At 44.5% G+C, this 18,826-nt stretch carries 18 protein-coding genes and 1 pseudogene; 6 read left to right on the forward strand and 13 right to left on the reverse strand.

Annotation, left to right across the window (positions count from 1 at the left end):
- Nucleotides 1-117: 117 nt before the first annotated feature.
- The 5 genes from F6K63_RS34330 to F6K63_RS34350 form a co-directional block, all read right to left on the reverse strand.
- The gene (locus F6K63_RS34330; RefSeq protein ID WP_287314603.1) at nucleotides 118-648 is read right to left on the reverse strand and encodes a hypothetical protein; all 531 of its coding nucleotides are present in this window, start codon (nucleotides 646-648) and stop codon (nucleotides 118-120) included.
- Nucleotides 649-911: 263 nt separating this feature from the next.
- The gene (locus F6K63_RS34335) at nucleotides 912-1,166 is read right to left on the reverse strand and encodes a hypothetical protein (RefSeq protein ID WP_287314604.1); all 255 of its coding nucleotides are present in this window, start codon (nucleotides 1,164-1,166) and stop codon (nucleotides 912-914) included.
- A gap of 960 nt (nucleotides 1,167-2,126) precedes the next feature.
- The gene (locus F6K63_RS34340; protein WP_287314606.1) at nucleotides 2,127-3,098 is read right to left on the reverse strand and encodes a homogentisate phytyltransferase; all 972 of its coding nucleotides are present in this window, start codon (nucleotides 3,096-3,098) and stop codon (nucleotides 2,127-2,129) included.
- Between the two features lie 214 nt (nucleotides 3,099-3,312).
- Nucleotides 3,313-4,656 (reverse strand): NAD(P)/FAD-dependent oxidoreductase, encoded by a 1,344-nt coding sequence (locus tag F6K63_RS34345; RefSeq protein ID WP_071107882.1) that lies wholly within the window; start codon nucleotides 4,654-4,656, stop codon nucleotides 3,313-3,315.
- A 172-nt stretch (nucleotides 4,657-4,828) separates the two neighbouring features.
- A complete protein-coding gene (locus tag F6K63_RS34350) occupies nucleotides 4,829-6,208 on the reverse strand; it encodes an RNA-guided endonuclease InsQ/TnpB family protein (protein ID WP_071105084.1) in 1,380 nt (459 codons plus the stop codon).
- A gap of 358 nt (nucleotides 6,209-6,566) precedes the next feature.
- On the opposite strand from F6K63_RS34350, the gene F6K63_RS34355 reads away from it, so the two are divergent.
- Both F6K63_RS34355 and F6K63_RS34360 read left to right on the forward strand, forming a co-directional pair.
- Nucleotides 6,567-8,069: a glycosyltransferase gene (locus F6K63_RS34355; protein WP_287314609.1), complete on the forward strand. Its 1,503-nt coding sequence runs from the start codon at nucleotides 6,567-6,569 to the stop codon at nucleotides 8,067-8,069.
- Between the two features lie 300 nt (nucleotides 8,070-8,369).
- Nucleotides 8,370-10,286, forward strand: a complete 1,917-nt coding sequence (locus F6K63_RS34360) for a phosphatase PAP2 family protein (protein WP_287314611.1) — start codon at nucleotides 8,370-8,372, stop codon at nucleotides 10,284-10,286.
- Between the two features lie 164 nt (nucleotides 10,287-10,450).
- On the opposite strand, the gene F6K63_RS34365 is transcribed toward F6K63_RS34360, so the two are convergent.
- Nucleotides 10,451-10,903 carry a hypothetical protein gene (locus tag F6K63_RS34365; RefSeq protein ID WP_287314612.1) on the reverse strand — a complete coding sequence of 151 codons (453 nt, stop codon included), beginning with the start codon at nucleotides 10,901-10,903 and terminating at the stop codon, nucleotides 10,451-10,453.
- 521 nt (nucleotides 10,904-11,424) lie between these two features.
- Between F6K63_RS34365 and F6K63_RS34370 the strand changes: the two genes are divergently transcribed.
- Nucleotides 11,425-12,654 (forward strand): GDSL-type esterase/lipase family protein, encoded by a 1,230-nt coding sequence (locus F6K63_RS34370; RefSeq protein ID WP_287314614.1) that lies wholly within the window; start codon nucleotides 11,425-11,427, stop codon nucleotides 12,652-12,654.
- Here the strand turns inward: F6K63_RS34370 and F6K63_RS34375 are convergent.
- The 3 genes from F6K63_RS34375 to F6K63_RS34385 form a co-directional block, all read right to left on the reverse strand.
- Entirely contained in the window at nucleotides 12,649-12,852 is a 204-nt protein-coding gene (locus F6K63_RS34375; RefSeq protein WP_044495006.1) for a hypothetical protein, read from the reverse strand. The two genes, F6K63_RS34370 and F6K63_RS34375, sit on opposite strands and share 6 nt — an antisense overlap.
- Nucleotides 12,853-13,402: 550 nt before the next feature.
- Nucleotides 13,403-14,392 (reverse strand): Gfo/Idh/MocA family protein, encoded by a 990-nt coding sequence (locus F6K63_RS34380; protein WP_008188835.1) that lies wholly within the window; start codon nucleotides 14,390-14,392, stop codon nucleotides 13,403-13,405.
- 44 nt (nucleotides 14,393-14,436) lie between these two features.
- Entirely contained in the window at nucleotides 14,437-15,624 is a 1,188-nt protein-coding gene (locus F6K63_RS34385; protein WP_044494974.1) for an RNA-guided endonuclease InsQ/TnpB family protein, read from the reverse strand.
- A gap of 58 nt (nucleotides 15,625-15,682) precedes the next feature.
- Here F6K63_RS34385 and tnpA point away from each other — a divergent pair.
- A pseudogene (tnpA, locus tag F6K63_RS34390) lies at nucleotides 15,683-16,079 on the forward strand (IS200/IS605 family transposase).
- Here tnpA and F6K63_RS34395 read toward each other — a convergent pair.
- Nucleotides 16,076-16,402: a hypothetical protein gene (locus F6K63_RS34395; protein ID WP_154659931.1), complete on the reverse strand. Its 327-nt coding sequence runs from the start codon at nucleotides 16,400-16,402 to the stop codon at nucleotides 16,076-16,078. The pseudogene tnpA and the gene F6K63_RS34395 sit on opposite strands and share 4 nt — an antisense overlap.
- The gene (locus F6K63_RS34400) at nucleotides 16,344-16,925 is read right to left on the reverse strand and encodes a DUF1997 domain-containing protein (RefSeq protein ID WP_008188841.1); all 582 of its coding nucleotides are present in this window, start codon (nucleotides 16,923-16,925) and stop codon (nucleotides 16,344-16,346) included. Before F6K63_RS34400 ends, F6K63_RS34395 begins: the two co-directional genes overlap by 59 nt.
- Before the next feature lie 272 nt (nucleotides 16,926-17,197).
- Between F6K63_RS34400 and F6K63_RS34410 the strand changes: the two genes are divergently transcribed.
- Nucleotides 17,198-17,368 (forward strand): hemolysin-type calcium-binding repeat protein, encoded by a 171-nt coding sequence (locus F6K63_RS34410; RefSeq protein WP_008188843.1) that lies wholly within the window; start codon nucleotides 17,198-17,200, stop codon nucleotides 17,366-17,368.
- On the opposite strand, the gene F6K63_RS34415 is transcribed toward F6K63_RS34410, so the two are convergent.
- The gene (locus F6K63_RS34415) at nucleotides 17,369-17,536 is read right to left on the reverse strand and encodes a hypothetical protein (protein ID WP_154659932.1); all 168 of its coding nucleotides are present in this window, start codon (nucleotides 17,534-17,536) and stop codon (nucleotides 17,369-17,371) included.
- 29 nt (nucleotides 17,537-17,565) lie between these two features.
- Here F6K63_RS34415 and F6K63_RS34420 point away from each other — a divergent pair, with 29 nt between their 5' ends.
- On the forward strand, nucleotides 17,566-17,733 hold the full coding sequence (locus tag F6K63_RS34420; protein ID WP_008188845.1) for a hypothetical protein: 168 nt from the start codon (nucleotides 17,566-17,568) through the stop codon (nucleotides 17,731-17,733).
- Between the two features lie 153 nt (nucleotides 17,734-17,886).
- Here the strand turns inward: F6K63_RS34420 and F6K63_RS34425 are convergent, their stop codons facing one another.
- The gene (locus F6K63_RS34425; RefSeq protein ID WP_287314615.1) at nucleotides 17,887-18,540 is read right to left on the reverse strand and encodes a hypothetical protein; all 654 of its coding nucleotides are present in this window, start codon (nucleotides 18,538-18,540) and stop codon (nucleotides 17,887-17,889) included.
- Between the last annotated feature and the right edge of the window lie 286 nt (nucleotides 18,541-18,826).

Genomic DNA, 18,826 nt, shown 5'->3' on the forward strand with positions numbered 1-18,826 from the left:
ATGGCTAACCAGAGACGTTCTGCGCGTTGTTCGCGTAGCGTGGCCTTTTGGCCAGGGTCATTCATTTTAGTGTGATGCCAACCAAAACCACCTCGTTTGATATCCTTGAAAAGACATTCAATCCAACCGCGCATACCATACCAACTTTCTTTGTGCTTGTTGAGGACTCAAATCTGTTACTATTAGCCAAGGATCGGCATAGCCAGAATCCCATTGAGCTAAAAGAGTGCAAGACAGACTGTTGGTTTTCAAACAAGTTACCTTGTCTTGATGCAAAGCGCGAGTGGGGGAAACCACGGCAAAGCGCGAGTGGGGGGAACCACGGCAAAGCGCGAGTGGGGGGGACCACGGCAAAGCGCGAGTGGGGGAAACCCCCAAGACCGCGCTGCCTCCCCAAGACCGCGCTGCCTCCCCAAGACCGCGCTGCCTCCCCAAGACCGCGCTGCCTCCCCAAGACCGCGCTGCATCGCTTCCACTCCAAGATTGCCCCACTTGAGTAATTAATCCTGAAAGAGGAACAAATTGTTCCTGTGGTGAGGATTGATAATATCCTTGATGGTTAATACGCATAAATGGATGCCAACCCAATTGTTCAATCGCTTCATACAACCAATCAGCGTATAAACCTCTGTCTGTAGTGACAATCACCAACCAGTCGGAAGGAACACCCTCTTGAAGAGAATCTAAGAGTTTGAGCCAGTAGGGTTTCCAACTGCCTTTTTCGTTTGCTCTGAGTATTTTCGCTCGCTACAGGGATTCCACAACCTCGATAAACCACACTAATAACTAATAAAGTAAAACGCGCTACCAATGTAGAAGCATCCGCAGCTAATACTAAACTTTTTTCCTCTGATGACCACCAACTTAATATAAGCGCGTAACAATGGTACAAAGCTATTTTCGACCTGGATTTACCTTCGTTTTATTCCGTTTTTATCGACCCTACCATTGTACCACTGCCTTAATCTTTCTCGGATCGTTTTCTCTGGTTGCTCTAGAATTTCCCCCAAAAACACAACCGCAGTAGATAAACCACAATGATGAGTCATGGCAATCGCAAAGCTCCACATTCCTAATACTACTGCTTGTGGTTTACTTAAATGAGGCATTTTTTTGATAACCACCCGTAACCATTGTTGATAAGCAATTGGACGATTTTTGTTCACAGGGAATTGCTCTAACTCGGCGTTAATGCACAATAGTTATTTTACTGTTATCAAACACATTTGATAAATTTCCTGTTTCTGACTACTATTTAATTTAGGGAGCTCCGTCCCGGGCGCTGGTAAGTCATGGTGCCGCCAGTAGAAAACAACCTGGGTAACGCCAGTCTACAAAATGAATTTCAGTACTCCAACAGTTGCTCTGTGTGACTATCCCCAAAGTTTCCAAGTCAATAGTTCCCCGACCATTACACATAATTTTCAAGTTGGTACAATATCTCAGCCCCTGACGCTTCGGGGATGGCCACTACCAACAGTAGTCAGAAACACATTTTTCCAAGAAATATCAAATCCTTTCTGAGGTTTGGGTTTCAAAATGTGTTTCTTAATAGCTATCGCCCCATCAGGCGATAGCTATTAAGCAGAAGTAGTCACTTAATGATTTTTTTTTAATACTCAAATCCTTGCTGGGGTTTGGGTTTCAAAATGTATTTCTGTTGAATAATACCTAGGCGAATGCCGAAATCTAAAAAACATACCCTTGAAAGGGGGTTTCCCCCCCATTTAAAGGTTACAGTCTGCTCAAATAGGATCACATCAGGTTAGGTTTGGGAACTGAGTGACATAGCGATGCAGCGCACCTAACAACAATTTCAACGGACTTATTGTGGAGTTGAAATAGCCGTGGATAGTATTTCTACGGCTATTTTTTTGTAAGTATTCAGCTATCAGCGTGTCGCGTATCAGCGTGTCGCGTATCAGCTATTAGCTATCAGTTATCAGCTTATGCACTACGGGCAGGCTACTTGAGGTGCTTTTGAATAAAATAAGCTGACGGCTGACGGCTGACGGCTGACGGCTGACGGCTGACGGCTGACGGCTGACGGCTGACAGCTGACGGCTGACGGCTGACGGCTGACGGCTGACGGCTGACGCGCTGTTGATTCGATTGATTGAGAAACCCTATAGTCTAAAAAGACAAGCCGCTGGGAAAATCAAATATTCCAGGAAAAAGAGTTTCCAGATAAACTGATAAAAACTAGCGATCGCATTTTTATCCTCCAAGTCTACCTGGTAAGAGCGCCACCACATTACTGCTAATGCCACCAGATGGGTTCCTACCAAGAAGAGGATATTTACTGAACCGAGGAGCAGCAGACTAGCTAGCACCATCGCCAGATAGCAAGCAGTAATTACTCCCCGTGCTATATTAAATACCGCCAATTTACCGAGGCGGATGGTAAAGGTAGTGATATTGAAAAGCTTATCCCCATCGATATCTGGGACATCTTTGAATATTGCGATCGCAACGGTAAAGACTAAGATAAACCAGGTCAATGCCCACACTGCTGCGGTGGGCATCATCACTTGTCCCTGTTGCAATGCCCAACTAAAGTGTACAAACAGACCTAAATTAACGATTGCTCCCCGTACTGAAAAAATACATAGCGCTGCCCAAAAGGGAAACCGCTTTAGCCGGATCGGTGGCAAGGAATAGCATGTACCAATTGCCAAACTAATACTGACCATCAACAACAACCAAGGTCCCAATAACCAAGCAAACACTAGCGCTAGGATACCAGTTACCGCCACAATCCCCTGACCTAGTTGCAGAGAAAACTCCCCTGCAGCAATGGGAAGATGGGGCTTATTAATCCGGTCAATCTCCACATCGTGGACTTGATTTAGTCCTACAATATAGACATTACCGCACAAACAAGCAATCCAAGCTCCCAGCAGTTGACCGAATCCTTGCCAAGTCCAACCACTGTTAGTCATGGAAACGGCAATGGGATAGAGGGCAAAAATACTTAAACTCGTCCCAATAATCGTATGGGGACGAGAAAATTTCCAGAAACTGTACAGCCAAGCGGCTGGTTGCTCCAATAGATTAATTGACGAAGGAGTAGATGCTTTAGAGGAAATCTGACTCATGGATCAGGTTAATGGTATTAGGGATTAAAGTTTAGGTTAATGGTTTTAGTACTTAATGCCTAGTGTAAGGGTCAGTGGTCAGCCGTCAGCCGTCAGTGGTCAGCGGTCAGCCGTCAGTTTATTTTATGTAAAAGCTGATAGCTGATAGCACCTCAAGTAGCGTGCGCGTAGCGCTTAAGCTGATAGCTTACCTAAATCCCTAATCCCTAAACCCCTACACCTGTACCGGCGTCCGATAATCTCTTCTCTCCTCGAAATTCCCTGCTGGTTCTTCCTCAAGGTTGGTAATCAAACGAACCCCGCGCTTAAAGGTAAGGTAATGCCATGCCCACTGAATCATTACCAGCAACTTATTATCAAATTCAATCAGGAAGAAGATGTGGATAAAAATCCAGGCTAGCCAAGCGGGGAAACCAGAGAACTTAACAAACCCCAAATCCACTACTGCGGCATTCCGTCCAATCACCGCTAAATTACCATAATCCTGATAATGGAAATCCGCTACTGTCTCCTCCTTGAGGCGCTTCTGAATCAGAGTAGAGACATACTTGCCTTGTTGCATCGCCACTGGCGCAACTCCTGGTAGGGGCTTACCGGTTTGATGAGAGAAATTCGCCAAATCACCAATCACAAAAATATCCGGATGTCCTGCCAAGCTCATATCCGGTTGTACTATCACCCGTCCAGCCCGGTCTAACTCGACACCAGTAGCCTTTGCTAGCGCCTTGCCCATGGCAGATGCTTTCATCCCTGCTGCCCACAGAACAGTTTTGGCGTTAATTTCCTCTACCTGCTCTCCTCGACGCATGGTAACTATATCATTATCAATATTAGTAACTAGAGTCTTTGTCTGTACTGTCACCCCTAACCGTTCCAGAGAATTTTGGGCTTTTACTGATAACTCCGGTGGGTAAGGAGGCAAAATCCGATCCATCCCTTCCAACAGCACAATCCTCGCTTCGGACGTATCAATATCGCGGAAGTCATCTTTTAAGGTGTTGTAGGCCAACTCTGCCATCGCCCCGGCTAATTCCACTCCAGTTGGTCCGCCTCCTACCAACACAAAGGTCAACCAAGCGCGACGTTTCTCGGGGTCAGTTTCTTTTTCTGCCGCTTCAAAGGCAGAATAAATGCGACGTCTAATGTCTAGGGCATCTTCAATGGTTTTCAAACCAGGAGCGTCTTTTGCCCATTGATCATTACCGAAGTAGTGGTGGCTAACGCCAGTGGCCACGATCAGGGAGTCGTAAGATATTTCTTTGTCTGCTAGTTGAACGGTTTTCTGGTTGGGGTCAAGACCAATTACTTTCCCCATCAGCACTTGAGTATTTTTCTGGTGACTCAGGATTGCCCGCAGGGGTGAGGAAATATCACCAGCGGATAAGCCCCCGGTAGCCACTTGGTAGAGTAGGGGCTGGAACAAATGAAAGTTCCGTTTATCGATTAGAGTTACTTTCACTGGTGCCTTTCTCAGAGCCTGAGCAGCATAGAGTCCACCAAATCCGCCACCAACAATGACCACATGGTGAGGAGATTGGGTCTTTGCTTCACTAACCATAGAACTAACCATAGAACTAACCATAGAATGTCTTACCTCTCCTGAATTTGTTTACGATTGATTACGAATAACGTCCCTGCCTTAACCGTAGACCTTTTGTAAAAGTCAGTTTTTAGGAGGTAACTATCTTGACATCTCCCCCGGTTGAAACACGGGGGATTCTACAAGGTTGTTACGCGGCAGGTTGAAACCGTGCCGCTCCACATCTTGTTCGATATGATCTAGACAGAGATCCAAAAAGATCATATCGATGTGGGAGTGTCAAGCTCCCTCTACCCACCTTGGTAAGGTCGAGACCTAACTGTGTGGCTACTTTCCTGGCGATATTGGCGGCACCATTGCAATCCGCATTTACCAGGTCACCAAAAGAAGTTTTGTACATTCCACGCTTTACCCGTTTTCCTGACGGTGTCCATCCTTGGGGTTTTTCACCATGTTTTGGGAGGCTGTCGTCATCTAGGTAAGACGCTTTACTGGTGTACGCTTCTTCGGTAACTGTTAGTTTTATTCCATATTCGCAGGCTAGTTGCTTTAATCGCTCAATGAGTCTTTTAGTGGGAATTACGACGAAGTTTTGATTTCCCCGTCGCCCCATATTTATTGAATCTTTTTGTCGTTCATTCCACCCAATAATTAGATTTCCAATACGATCACTCAAACACCGATTGATAATAAAACGGGCAGCCTTGTTGATCCCATCACGCATCTGGTTATTGCGTTTTCTTTGAACCCTATCCAGGTTCGCATCCCAATAAAACTCAGGCTTTCCGGCTTTGTACTTAGCAACCAACCGGGCATAACCCTGATTCAGAGATTTGAGCTTTCTGCCATCAATAATTAGGCTTTTCCCATGAGTTGAAACTCCGGTCAGCCAATTATCTCCACCATGATCAAAGCTCCAAGCTTGAGAATAATCTAAATTAGAATTTTGTTCTACTGGTTGCTTTCCATTATCAATAACCCAATCGATCCAGAGCTGTCCTAGATATGGGCGAATGGTTACCTCTTTTACCCAGTCTGGATCTATGAACCATGGTGGCTCTAAGGTGATTTCAGTAAGTAATTCTGGCTTACTTTCTTTGCTAATAGACGGATAAAATAAACCTTTTTTGTAAGTAAGTGCCTGGCGAGGAAAGGTAACAGCAGCTAGACCACCTTTTTGGCGATACCTGATCAGCTTTGGTCTATCTACCTGACCTTTATAGTAAAGGCCGACTAATTGGTTATAGCTAGCAATTGACTCGGCTACAGTTTTGAGGTTTTGTTGCGCTGATTGAGCCGCCATCGCCTTGTAATGAGGGTTTTCTTTAAGGCTTTTACATAGCTCAGCATACTTCACAGCGCACTTGTACGTTTTCCATCCGTACCTTAGATCGTCTCCGCGCCAGTAAGTTGTAAATGCTTCTGGTTGCTGCTCCAACCAACTATAATGTTTTTGCTTGGAGTAATAGGTGGCACAATTCCACAAACTATTGGCCTGTTCGCACTGAAATAACCAAAAAGCATTTTCTTCGTCCGTGAATTTCGCTTTGATTGGAATTGTTCTGTACATATTTATATCACCTCCTTACTTATTATAACTTACTTGAATGGATACGGCGGGTTGAAACCCGCCGCGTCTGTTTCATCCCCTCCTTAGAAAGAAGGGGCTCTCACATTCCCGGATTTCTTGGTAGTTATCACGCTGTTGTTGGCTATTTATGCAACAGATCTCGTGTTTCCCGATGCTTCTTAATATAATTTAACATTAAAAAGTATTAAGTGTGTCGTGAAAACCACCCAATTTCATAATAAAATGATAAGTTTAATTTTTAATTAACATAAGAGCCCCAAAACAAGCTCAACCCGGATTGTCAATCCTAGGAATTGTCAGGGTTTGGTAACAGTTTGTTTTTATTCGAGTCAGTGTGATGCACATTGGATTTCTCAACCCTCACGGTAATTTTGACCATAAAAATAGCTACATTAGCGAACATCCCGATTTCGGTGGTCAGTTGGTCTATGTCAGGCAAGTGGCAGATGCGATCGCAAAACAAGGTCACCAAGTAGATATTCTCACCCGCCACATCATTGATCCGGATTGGCCAGAATTTGCCGAGAAATTTGATGGCTATGGGAGTGTAGACAACCTTCGGATTATCCGATTGCCAGCCGGACCACAAGAGTTCCTGCGCAAGGAGTTGTTATGGCCCTATCTCGTCCAAGACTGGGTACCAAACATCCTGGAGTTTTATCGAGAGGAAGGTCGATTCCCTGATATCATGACTACCCACTATAGTGATGGGGGACTGTGTGGAGTGCTGATTGAGCAACAGACCGGGATACCTTTTACTTTCACAGGTCATTCCCTAGGGGCTCAAAAAATGGATAAACTCCACGTCACTCCAGAGAATCTGGCGGAAATTGATCACTATTACAATTTCCGATACCGGATCCTAGCCGAACGGTTGAGCATGAACCACTCAGCCCTCAATATTACTAATACGGCACAAGAGCGGTTCCAACAGTACAGTCATCATGCTTATCGTGGAGCAGTGGATATAGAAGATGATCATCGATTTGCCGTGATTGCACCGGGAGTGAATGCTTCTGTTTTTGGTTCCGATGCGATCGCTAATAATGAACAAGCGACTTATCAACTGATTGAAGAGCGATTGCGCCGGGACATCAGTGAGTCACGGCGCAATCTACCAGCTATCTTGGCATCCAGCCGTTTAGATCCCAAGAAAAACCTCCTAGGTTTGGTGCAAGCATTTGCTGATGATGTGATAGTGCAACAGAAAGCCAATGTGGTGCTGATTACTGGTGGATTGGATAACCCCTTGCAAGAAAAAGTCCACGATCAACAGACCGAAAAACTAGTAATAGGTCCAATCCGGGAAGTAGTACGAGAAAAAAATTTGTGGGGTAAAATTAGCGCTTTCTCAGTACCCGATCAACCAGCATTAGCCGCCTCCTATCGGTATTTTGCTCAGCGTGGTTCGGTGTTTACTCTTACCTCCCTGTTTGAACCCTTTGGTCTTGCTCCTTTAGAAGCAGCAGCAGCTGGATTACCGATAGTGGTAACAAAAAATAGTGGTATCAGTGAAAGTTTAAAAGTCGGGGATGAAGACTATGGGATGTTAGTTGATCCCAACAATACAGCAGATATTGCTAGAGGCATCAGGGAAATACTTTGTGATCAAAAACTGTGGCAAAGGTTACAGAAACGTTGTCAGCAGTATGTTTTGGAATATTACACCTGGGATAGCACCGCTTTAAACTACTTGAGTCGAATCAAACAGATTGTTTCTGAAGCATCAGCCAATCCTGCTGCGGAATTACTTCCGATCCATTCCTATTTCCGTGATCCACAGCCAGAGAATCATATTTCTTTGGAAGAATTGAGCTACTGGTATTTTGTTAAGGATTAGTTGTAGGGCTTTTTCCAAGACTTTCATTCTCATTAATCTCGAACTATAAAATTCTCAAGGGCAGAGGTTTATTTTAAGCTGTTCGCCTAGCGTGAGCCTGTGGCTGACGGCTGACGGCTGACGGCTGACAGCACCTCAAGTAGCGTGGCCTACGGCCAACGGCTAAATCCTTACAAACCAACCGATTTTTTTTCCTGAAAAAAGTACCCTTGTGGGTACTGTCAGAGTCATAAATTACTTTTTAGATTTGAATAGACATCTTAAAAACATATCAAAATTCTTTTCCCTAAGGAGATTAGCATGGCAAATCGTTCAGAGAAGTCTTTTGACGTTCGCCTTGACGCTGCAAAACTAGCCAGAAGTCGTGACTATCCTACCCATAAAGCCAATGGGGATGAACAGCGACATGCTGATGATCAGTATTTTATGTCCTTTACCAAAGGGCTACCTCACAATCCTGATACAGGGCTACTACAAGACCCACAGGATTTTGTGGAGTTTCGCCGTGCAGTGGACGATGGCTTTATTGATCCCTTCTCTGATCGGGTACGTCATGGTGCCAAATTTGAGGTAGTATTTACAGGTCAAGACTACACTATTAAACCTGAGACTAACCCTGATCTGCTTGAGCAATTTAGACAATGGCAAGCACCAACTGCAGGGGTTGTCTTTGAGCTAAACGGACCCGATCCACAAGCGGTTACCATGCCTCCAGCACCACCGTTAATGGATGCTAGCGGTAAGGCTAACCCAGAGCTAATTTTTGAGATAGCAGAGGTCTACGAATTAGCCATACTGCGGGATCAGCCCCTCAATGACTTTGAGAAAAGAGGAGCGAATAGCAAAATCGAGAGTTCAATCAATCGTCTCAATGCCCTCGACTATATTCGCAACCAAACTGAACGACCGAGGAAGGTAAATTCCAGAGGCAAGCTTGATGAGCAAAATGTATTCCGAGGCTCTTCTCCAGGAGTGGAAGTCGGCCCCTATCTCTCTCAGTTTCTACTGATAGGTAATGTTGATCTCAATGGTGGTGGCAACGTTGCAGAGGGGAAAATTACCTATGGTGCTTTGCAAATTGATCAAAAGGTTCCCATTGCAACACCCTGCCAAGATTACATGACCAACATGGAAGACTATGTCTTGGTTCAGCGTGGAATTAAGCAAGACAGAGAAACCTATGTTTTAGAGAATGATCAAAACCCTAAGCTACCAGATCGTCCAGCTCGTCGATTTATCTCCACTCCCCGGGATTTAGCAACCTATGTTCATTACGACGCTCTTTATGAACCTTATCTCAACGCTTGCATCATTCTCCTGGGGATGCAAACACCCTTCGATCCCGTTTTTGATCATCTTTCTGGGGGTGGTGTGGCAGCAGCTAATCCAGCAACCCGTCGCAATGCTGGTGGTTTTGCCCTCTATGGCGGTCCACACATCTTAACTTTGGTTACCGAAGTAGCGACACGAGCACTCAAAGCTGTTCGCTTCCAGAAGTTCAATAACCATATTCGCCTGCGACCAGAGGCATTGGCAGCCCGGATTGAACTATTACGGCGATTTCAAGAGCTACCTAATCAAGCTAAAGCTAGTGTACCCAGAGCATTAATCAAGTACATTAGAAGGTTTGAACGTGAACTAGAAAGCAACGGTACTCTCAAGTCGATTTTGGAACTAGCCAATCAAAATGGCTCTGGCTCACAGAATTATCTACTACCAATGGCATTTCCTGAAGGGTCTCCCATGCACCCTGCCTATGGTGCAGGACATGCCGCTGTTGCTGGGGCATGTGTGACCATGCTTAAGGCATTCTTTGATACCAGTGCAGTTTTAGTAGAAACACCAGTCAAAAACCCAAAACCGGGACAAGCAAGGACACAGATCAGATTTAAACGCTATAGCCCCAAAGATCAGGGAATTGTGTTCCGTGCCCCTGATCTATCTGCCTATAAGAAAGGTGAGGCGACACTTGTTTCAGAGCGTACGAGGGATTTTTTGACTCTGGAGGGTGAGTTGAACAAACTCGCTGCCAATATTTCCATTGGTCGCAATATGGCTGGCGTTCACTATTTTACTGATTATTATGATAGTTTGCGCATGGGTGAAGAAATTGCCATCGGTATTCTGGAAGAACAGGCATTGACCTATTCCACTGATCCCTTTGTGCTGTCACTCCCAACCTTCGATGGAGATGTGATTCGGATTGGTGCTCGTTGACCTTTCCTTAAAAGAAGGGAATTCAAACGGTTACGAAAGGAGGCGGTTTTAACGCCTCCTTTCGTTTCTTGATGCAGCAGCGATTGTGCTCTGAGTACGAGCATCTTAACTCAATCAAGATGATCAAAAATGCTAGTATCACTCAACCGTTACCGGGACGCTTGTTACAAGCAGATGATTGTTTGGAACTTTTCCTTGTTGCTCCCGACTGAGTAGGAGAACATAACCTGTTGAGATAACTGCGCTTCGTTCTTATTCGCATAGACGTCTGTCCAGACATGGAAGCGAATCAAGTATGTACCGAATTCGTTGTCGAGATTAAGCTGCGAACGATACCTGAGTACCATGAGTTGGCAAAAAGCGGTGACCGGGTCTGTTCCCGCTGGCATCAGGTTGTGGAAGTGCCGGTACTTGGGAACATTCAGGAGAACCTCCATTTCACGCGACGGATCTCCTCCTGGAGCATCCTTAAACCAGATCACCTGGTTGCCGTCATCATCTCTGTGTACCTCATCGTTCCGATACTGAATTACCTGACAAGACTCGATGTAATTCTTAAGTTCTTCGAATCCAGGGTAGGTTTTGTCACTCCACTTTCTTATGATTGCATTTCCCATTTTGTATCTCCTTGTGTTTGTATTTATATTTGTGTTTATCGAGTGTAATGAAAAAGTTACCATACTTCGAAATCCGATAACCAGTAGGGCGTTGATGATTTTGGGGGCGAAACATTTATTAACACCCTGAAAGCCCTAATAATCCGTGATTAGGTCGGAAAACATTTTAGAGTTTTTTAACGTTATCAACGGCAGCATTAGTGTTTGGGATGTTAACTTATATTTCCCCAGCAGGGTCAATTTTGCGGTGCGACCTGTGGCGCGACCCAAGGCCGGGTTCCCAGGTTCCCAGGCCATTGGAAAGCACACCTTCAGGGAATATAATTCGACGACTGTAAGCACACTGGGGGGGGAACAAAACGTTCTTTCGTCCCCCAAAGTTGACCGGATCAACGGGAGCTTTCCCAAAACCAGACGATCGGGCATTCATACTTCAATTCAGCAACGCCGTGCTTCAAAGTTGTCCGGATTTCCTCGATTGTTTGATGTGAAAAGAGTATAGAGAGGAAACTGGGCACATCATGAGCAATCTATATCTGTTAACAACAAGTCTACTCACTGGTGGAGCAATGTCTGCTCCACCACCACCACCCCTACCTGCCAATCCCTCAGATCGCCTCTCAACCCTGTTAGTGTCAACAGCTAAGAAAGCATTGCAGGCTCGGGTTAGTCAAAAGATTGTCCCTACTGTAGAAACCACTGTCGAAACCTCCTCTCCTCAATTTAGTAGTCAATTTAGTAGTCAATGGCAGAAACGTAGCCCTGCTAAATTGTTACAGCCGTTTTCAGATGAATTGACCTCACTACCTTTAGCTGCAAGCCCCCTAAATCCCCCAATTCTGGGGGACTTTAACTCAATTTCCCCCTCCGGTGCGCTTTCCGTTGGCGAATTAAATTCGCCACGGGTCGCACCGCAAAGTTGGGGGGCTAGGGGGGCGAAACTTGGTGTAAAGTATCGGCAAAGTTTACCCAACTATCGACCTGCTACTCCTTCACCAAAGTCGGGAACGGAACTGTATTATCAACGATTAGCTGCCCTCAGAGCTGGCAAACTTTATACTCGCTTACCTGCTCATAGTTTCTCATCGTTTTGGGCAAAGGGATTAAATCACAAAGGAGTCCCTCTGAGCAAACCTACCTATCAGCAATGGAAACAACTCTTGGCACAGGAAGCCAGAGCTGTTGCCTACGGACAGGGTAACAATCGTCTGTCTATGGTAGTGGGAGATTCCCTAAGTTTGTGGTTACCGGCACAGGGATTACCTAAATATCAACTTTGGCTCAATCAAGGGATTTCTGGTGAGAATACCAGTCAAATTTTGAGTCGATTATCGGCATTTTCCCAGACTCGTCCTGATACAATTTATGTGATGGCAGGTATCAATGATTTGCGTCAGGGGAAAACCGACCAAGTTATTGTCAATAATCTGCGCCAGATTACCCGTCAATTGCGGCAAAATCACCCACAAGCTCAACTGATTATCCAGTCGATTTTACCGACACGAGCTACTGCTATTTCTAATCAGCGCATTCGTAATCTTAATCAACAAATTGCTCAGATTGCTCAACAAGAAGGAGCAGCCTATCTCAATCTTCACAAGTTGTTTACTGATAGTAAAGGTCAGATGCAGCACAACTTGACAACTGATGGCATACATTTAACGCCTCTTGGCTATCAGGTTTGGCAAGAGGCGCTACAGTATACAGAATCGTTGATTGCTGCAAATCGCGCTAGGGCTTCATCTCTATGAACGGGATTGTCGGGAGGCCAGTTTCTCACAATTAGCTTGGGTTTGCTGCAATAGTTGCTCTCTACTATCTGCTGCTGTAGTGAGGTTAGGAACTAATTTTCGGGCGTGGAGTGCCATGTGAAACTGAAGCTCGGCGACATAATCGCTAATGCCTTCACAACCATGATCATTGTGGGGTTGAGTAGAATGCAAATCCAAAGTGTCCTCCTTGTCTAACTTTACCATTAGGTAGTTCGAGAGCGGGAAAGCTGCGTGTCCAATCAGCCCATAGGAAACCCGACTCGATGTATCTTACAGAAGATATCATGGTATGCCAAGGGCATATCTGATTTTGTAATGAAGTTTAAAATATTTGTTAAGATTTATATACTTTAGGTAATTTATACAACGTCGTTGTCAATTTTATGGTATAAAATGTTGACGATAAATTTTACCAAATGATAAATGTAAGCATTCAGCAGTCAGCATTCAGCGGTCAGCCGTGAGCTTTTAGCTCAAGCTACGCGAACAGCCGTGAGCCATTCGCTTAGCGTGGCACAGGCTTTGGCCTTGGCCTTTCGGCCACGCGTGCGCGTTTGGCCACGCTGTGCGAACGACGCTGGGACTTTCCCGTAGCCCATAAGCACCTAAAGTAGCGTCGCCACAGGCCCAAAGCTGATAGCTGATAGCTGATAGCTGATAGCTGATAGCTGATAGTACCTCAACTAGTGTGCGCATTAGCTGATAGCTGATAGCTGATAGCTTAAAACTAAATTAAAGCGATCGCATGACCTGTAGCTGCGGACTCACGTAATCCATCTGCAACCTTGAGAGTATAACAACTATCTACGGTCGAGACATACAGGGGTGTTCCTTTAACTAGATGGTCAATTACCATAGCGGTATCTTTAAGAAACAAACCCCGTCGCCCTGCTACTTCAATTGGTTTGGTTTCCTCTGCCTTAATCAGATTACCTTGGTCTCCCTCAAACAGCAGTGTGCCTTGGTTTCCATGCACCTCAAAATTCCGTAACCTCTGCCAGAACATTTCCCCTTTACCATAGGTAATATCTGCGATTAGACCACAAGTAAAGCGCAGTTGGGCATTACATAGACAAGCAGTAAAGTACTGATCAGCAGCATCCCAAAATTGGGATTGACAATACACAGAAGCGACTTCACCAAACAAGTCTGTAAAGCGGTGAATGCGAGAAAGAGCAGCAATGAAGGGAAAGCCAAATAGTTCCAGATTGAATGTCCAGCCCCGGGGTGCAGGGTGTTTCGGCGCAATAGTTACGTAACGGGCATAAACCGGTTCACCAATTTTGGGCAAAGATTGGCGCAAGGCTTGATGCAAGCCCCCTAAAAGCTCAATATGTTCTACATGGAGGAGCTTGCCCTTAGCGTTGGCTAGGGTAATCAGGGATTCGGCATCTTTGGGGTCAAGGGAAAGGGGATATTCAGTGACAACATGTTTCCCGGCATTAAGGGCAGCACGGGCAATTGTGCCATGATCCCGATTAATCGTGCTAATAAATACTAGATCAAGCTCCGGGTGTTCTACCAATTGCTGCCAGGAATCCACCACTGTAGTGCCGTGGGTTTCAGCAAAATCTTGTGTTTTGGCAGGGGTATGACCACAGACCGCCACTAAATGCGATCGCGAATCCGTTTGCAATGTCTGAGCTCGTAGCTTAGCCGCAAACCCAGTACCAACAATACCAGCTTTAATGGGGAGATCAGTAATAGTTTTTGTCACAAGGAAATATCAAGGATTAAGGGTTAAGGGTGATTTTGACATACTCACCGCCCTGGAAGGGCAGTGATTCTTGACAGATCATCGGGACGCGCTACAAAAGCAGTCTTACCTTCCCTCCTTGTCCGTTTATGGTCGTGCCGATGCCCCATGCCGACCTTTTCTATGTTTCTTGCCGCATTAATGTCTCTATCTTGCTCAGCTCCGCAACTCACGCAAAGTACAGAGCGCACAGACAGATCTAATTTTCCCCATTTAAAACCACAATCTGAGCAGATTTGACTAGTTGGTTCCCAACGACTAATAACCCTAAATTCTCTTTCGTATTTTTCTGATTTTGCTTCACACAGAGTTCTAAATTCCGCCCAACCTTGTTGACTTATTACTCTAGATATTTTGCGGTTCTTTAGCATCCCTGACACATTGAGATCTTCCAAGACGATTACTTGGTTTTCGCTGACCACCTTGCTTGACAGTTTGTGTAAGAAGTCGCTTCTTTTGTTGGCTATTTCATTATGGATCTTAGCTATCCTTAGTCGAGTCAAGTTTTTCCGATTTGACCCTTTTGACTGCTTGGCAAACTTTTTTTGAGCTTTTCTTAGCTTGCGATCTAGTTTTGAATAATCAGGACTTTGAACTTCACTTCCATCGCTCATTGCAGCAAAAGTCTTGATACCTAGGTCGATTCCAATACTTTGGTTATCAGCATTGATTTGAACTGGCTCAATATCTACCACAAAACTCAAAAAATAGTTATTTACACAATCCTTAATGATAGTCACAGAACTAGGGTCATCAGGGAGGTCTCTAGACCAAACTGGTTTTACTATTCCAACTTTAGCTAGATAGACCTTGTCGCCCTTTATGGAAAATCCTCGGCGAGTTAACCTGGCTGTTTGTTTGCTAGTCTTCTTCTTGAATCTTGGAGGATTAACTTTATTTCCTTTTCTTTTACCTTTCCAGGAATCAAAAAAGTTCTTGAAAGCTACCCCAATGTCTGCTACAGATTGTTGCAAAGGAACTACTGAAACCTCAGACAACCACTGTCTTTCTTCAGTCTTTTTAGCTTGAGTTATTACTAGTTTTTGTAATTCCCCTGACTTTAATACCTTGTCTGAGTTTTTACATATAGCCAGAGCATCGTTCCAAACTACCCGGACGCAACCAAACAGCCTGGCTAGGTCATTCTTTTGTTGGTCTGTAGGGTAGAATCGGTACTTGTACCTGGCTTTCACATGTTTTCTCCTAATTTCTCTGTACGTAGGATTATAGTGTAATCTAAAAGTTTTGACAATGGGATTCCGGAAAGAAAGGCACAGCTTGACTAGTTTGCCGATGCATTTAATCTGTGTCACCAAGTACCGCCAAAAAATATTAACGCGCCGCTTGCCTTACAGCTATAGAGGAATCATTCAAAGAAGTAGCAAAAAAAATAAATTTTAATATCAAAGAGTTCAATGGAGAGTCTGATCACATTCATGTACTCATTGAATACCCTCCAAAATTATCAATATCTCAGATGGTTAACAGTCTTAAAGGGGTTTCAAGTCGCAGATATGGACAGAAAGGGTTTTTAAAGCCAAATGGCAAAACAGCTTTGTGGAGTCCTAGCTATTATGCTTCTTCTGTTGGAGGAGCCCCTATAGCCGTACTGAAAGAATATATCAAGAATCAAGAAAAGCCGTCCTAGAAGGACGGGGCTTCAAACCCATTATTTTGGTGAACATATTCCCTTAAGGAAAGGCAAGAGGCAAGAGGCAAGAGGCAAGAGGAAAGGCAAGAGGCAAGAGGTAATAGGTAATAGGTTGGAATTAGGCAAAAATTCCCAGGACACTTACCGCGCCCCCGCCCCATCTTCCCATCTCCCCATCTCCCCATCTCCCCATCTCTCCATCTCTCCATCTCCCCATCTCCCCATCTCCCCATCTCCCCATCTCCCACACCGATGGCTAGATTAGGTGGCGGGAGCTCCTGGTGGTTGCTGCTGACTATAAATATTTGTCTGGGTGCCATTGCGAGCCCATTGACGATAATCCAACAACAGCTGGTGCATCAATGTTTGCTTAATCCTGACCAAAACGCTTTTGAGCAAACCATTGCCAGTGGTTTCTAAGATTGGCTTGGGAGTAAGGGAAAAAGGTAAGGGCACATCAACCTTGACAGTTAAATCCGCTCTGCCGGTGAGCTTAGTCACTCCTTGATCGTCCCAAGGATGCAGTTTTCCGGTTAATTCTAGGGCAAACCGTTGATTTATATAGTCCAATCCCAGAATTTTACAACCGACAGACCTCAGATGAACGGTAGCGTCAGATTCTGCCCACACTTCCAGATCTACCGTGGGCTGAAATGTCAAGGACATAAAGTGTAATGGATTCATTTTCAGGCGAAAACGCTTCTGAGTCAGTTGTTGGATGCGATTCAGGTCTGCGATCGCATAAACTATCCGTTCCGGCTGACGCAAGTAGTGCTGAATCGGCACAGATTCCTGTGGCACAGTCATTTCGACACGCTGGGAAGCAAAAAACTGGGTGGTCATAGAGGAAAAAACACTCAATCGATGTATGCCTTTACTTAATATTACTTTACAATTCTTCAGTTTTGGTATTATAGTTTTCATTTTACCGGAGCATGTTACTCCAGAGAGTACTTTTTTTATTTTCTAGAGATTTTTCTATAGATTTCTAATCGTCTTTTTCCCCTTTCTCCATTCCCTCAACCGTTACTGATACTCTGACCGGTGGGGATGGTAACGATACCCTCAACAGTGGGGATGGTAATGATCTAATTGATGGCAAAAATGGCAACGATTTGCTTAACGGCAATGCAGGTAATGATGCGATCGCAGGTGGACGTGGAGATGATAGACTAATTGGTGGTAGTGGCAATGATAGTCTTTACGGACAATTAGCTATTACTATCAACGCTAATATTATCGCCACTGGAATTTCTTCTTCCTCTACAACAGAAGATCAGAATTAGCTAAGTACCTGGACAAAAATCAACCTCACTTCTTGATGCAAAGCGCTCATGGGGGAGACCACGGCAGTCGCTCATGGGGGAAACCCCCAAGACCGCGCTGCCTCCCCAAGACCGCGCTGCCTCCCCAAGACCGTAATGGTGCGTTTGACCCGTAATTAAATTCGCCACGGGTCGCACCTCTGCATCGCTGTATTAACTTGTGTAAAGTTGCCAAAAGTCCGTCTGCTCCCTGCTCCCAGCTCCCTGCTCCCAGCTCCCTATTTCAACAGTTAATTTTACTTTTGTCCGACTACTTAGATGAGAGAGATGGTGATGATATTCTCGGTGGTGGCGGTAACGATGTGATTTTAAGTATTAATAGTTAGTAGTTATCTAAGCATTCAGCTATCAGCCATCAGCTTTCTGTAATAGAGATTAAACGAATGCTTACCTATGCAGGCTGTTCCCTTTCGCCTAGGGTGCGCCGTTCGCGTAGCGTGCGCCAATGCGCATTGCGCATAAGCTGAATGTTTACATTCTTAGTAACAACTTCTTCCAACTATATTATTCCCAACAAATGAGCTCTTGTTAGGAAGTTGAGAACCCCAAGAATCACCATCAAAATATTCGACTTTAGTTCTACCATTTAAAGTGTATTCAGCCAAGGTACCATCCCATGTCCAAGAAGAACCCAATTTACTTAAAGCGCTATTAGAAAGTTTTACTGTTGCTATTCGAGAACCGAATCCTGATAGACCAAACTTTTCTACAGCTACGAAAGTACCTGAGCTATTTACTAATAAAAATGAGGCTATTCCTTTTTCCTCATCCCAATCCCATCCGCGAATGCTATCACTATTTGAAATATTAATAGTCGCTAGTTGACGACCGAATTGTCCTGTGTCTGGATTAAATTCCTCTACAATGACAACTGATTTACTACCGTTGAATATAACGTAACTAGCTAGACGACCTTTATAACTCCAACCTCTAACTGAATTAGATTGGGAAATTGTCCTGCTACTTGCATCACCTTGTACATTCCTATAACGAAGCTTGGCAGCCGAACCATTAAAATCAACAGTAGAACATGCCTGATTAGCAAAGGCAGGTTGAGAAGATAAAAGTGTGAGTAAGGATGTAGCCATCAAAAAAAAATTGATATTCCATCCATTATTAACTAATTTAAGCATTTTTATCTCTTAATGTTTAGTTTGTGACATTTAGAGGATATCTGAAAAGTTTTTTTATACTGAATTTTGCCCCCCTAGGGCGTGTCTTCAAACTCGGAGATCCCCCTAAATCCCCCTTAAAAAAGGGGGACTTTGAGTATGGCTCCCCCCTTTTTTAAGCTATGCTTTATAAACATCTTTCTTAACATAAAACTTGACAAAAAGAGTCAAGTGTGTGTTCTTGCTAGAATCGCCTCTGGCATCTATTATCACAAATATGGAACAATGGATATTGAAAGAGCTAGGA

The organism is Moorena sp. SIO1G6 (genome assembly GCF_010672795.1).
In the GTDB taxonomy this organism is placed as follows: domain Bacteria; phylum Cyanobacteriota; class Cyanobacteriia; order Cyanobacteriales; family Coleofasciculaceae; genus Moorena; species Moorena producens.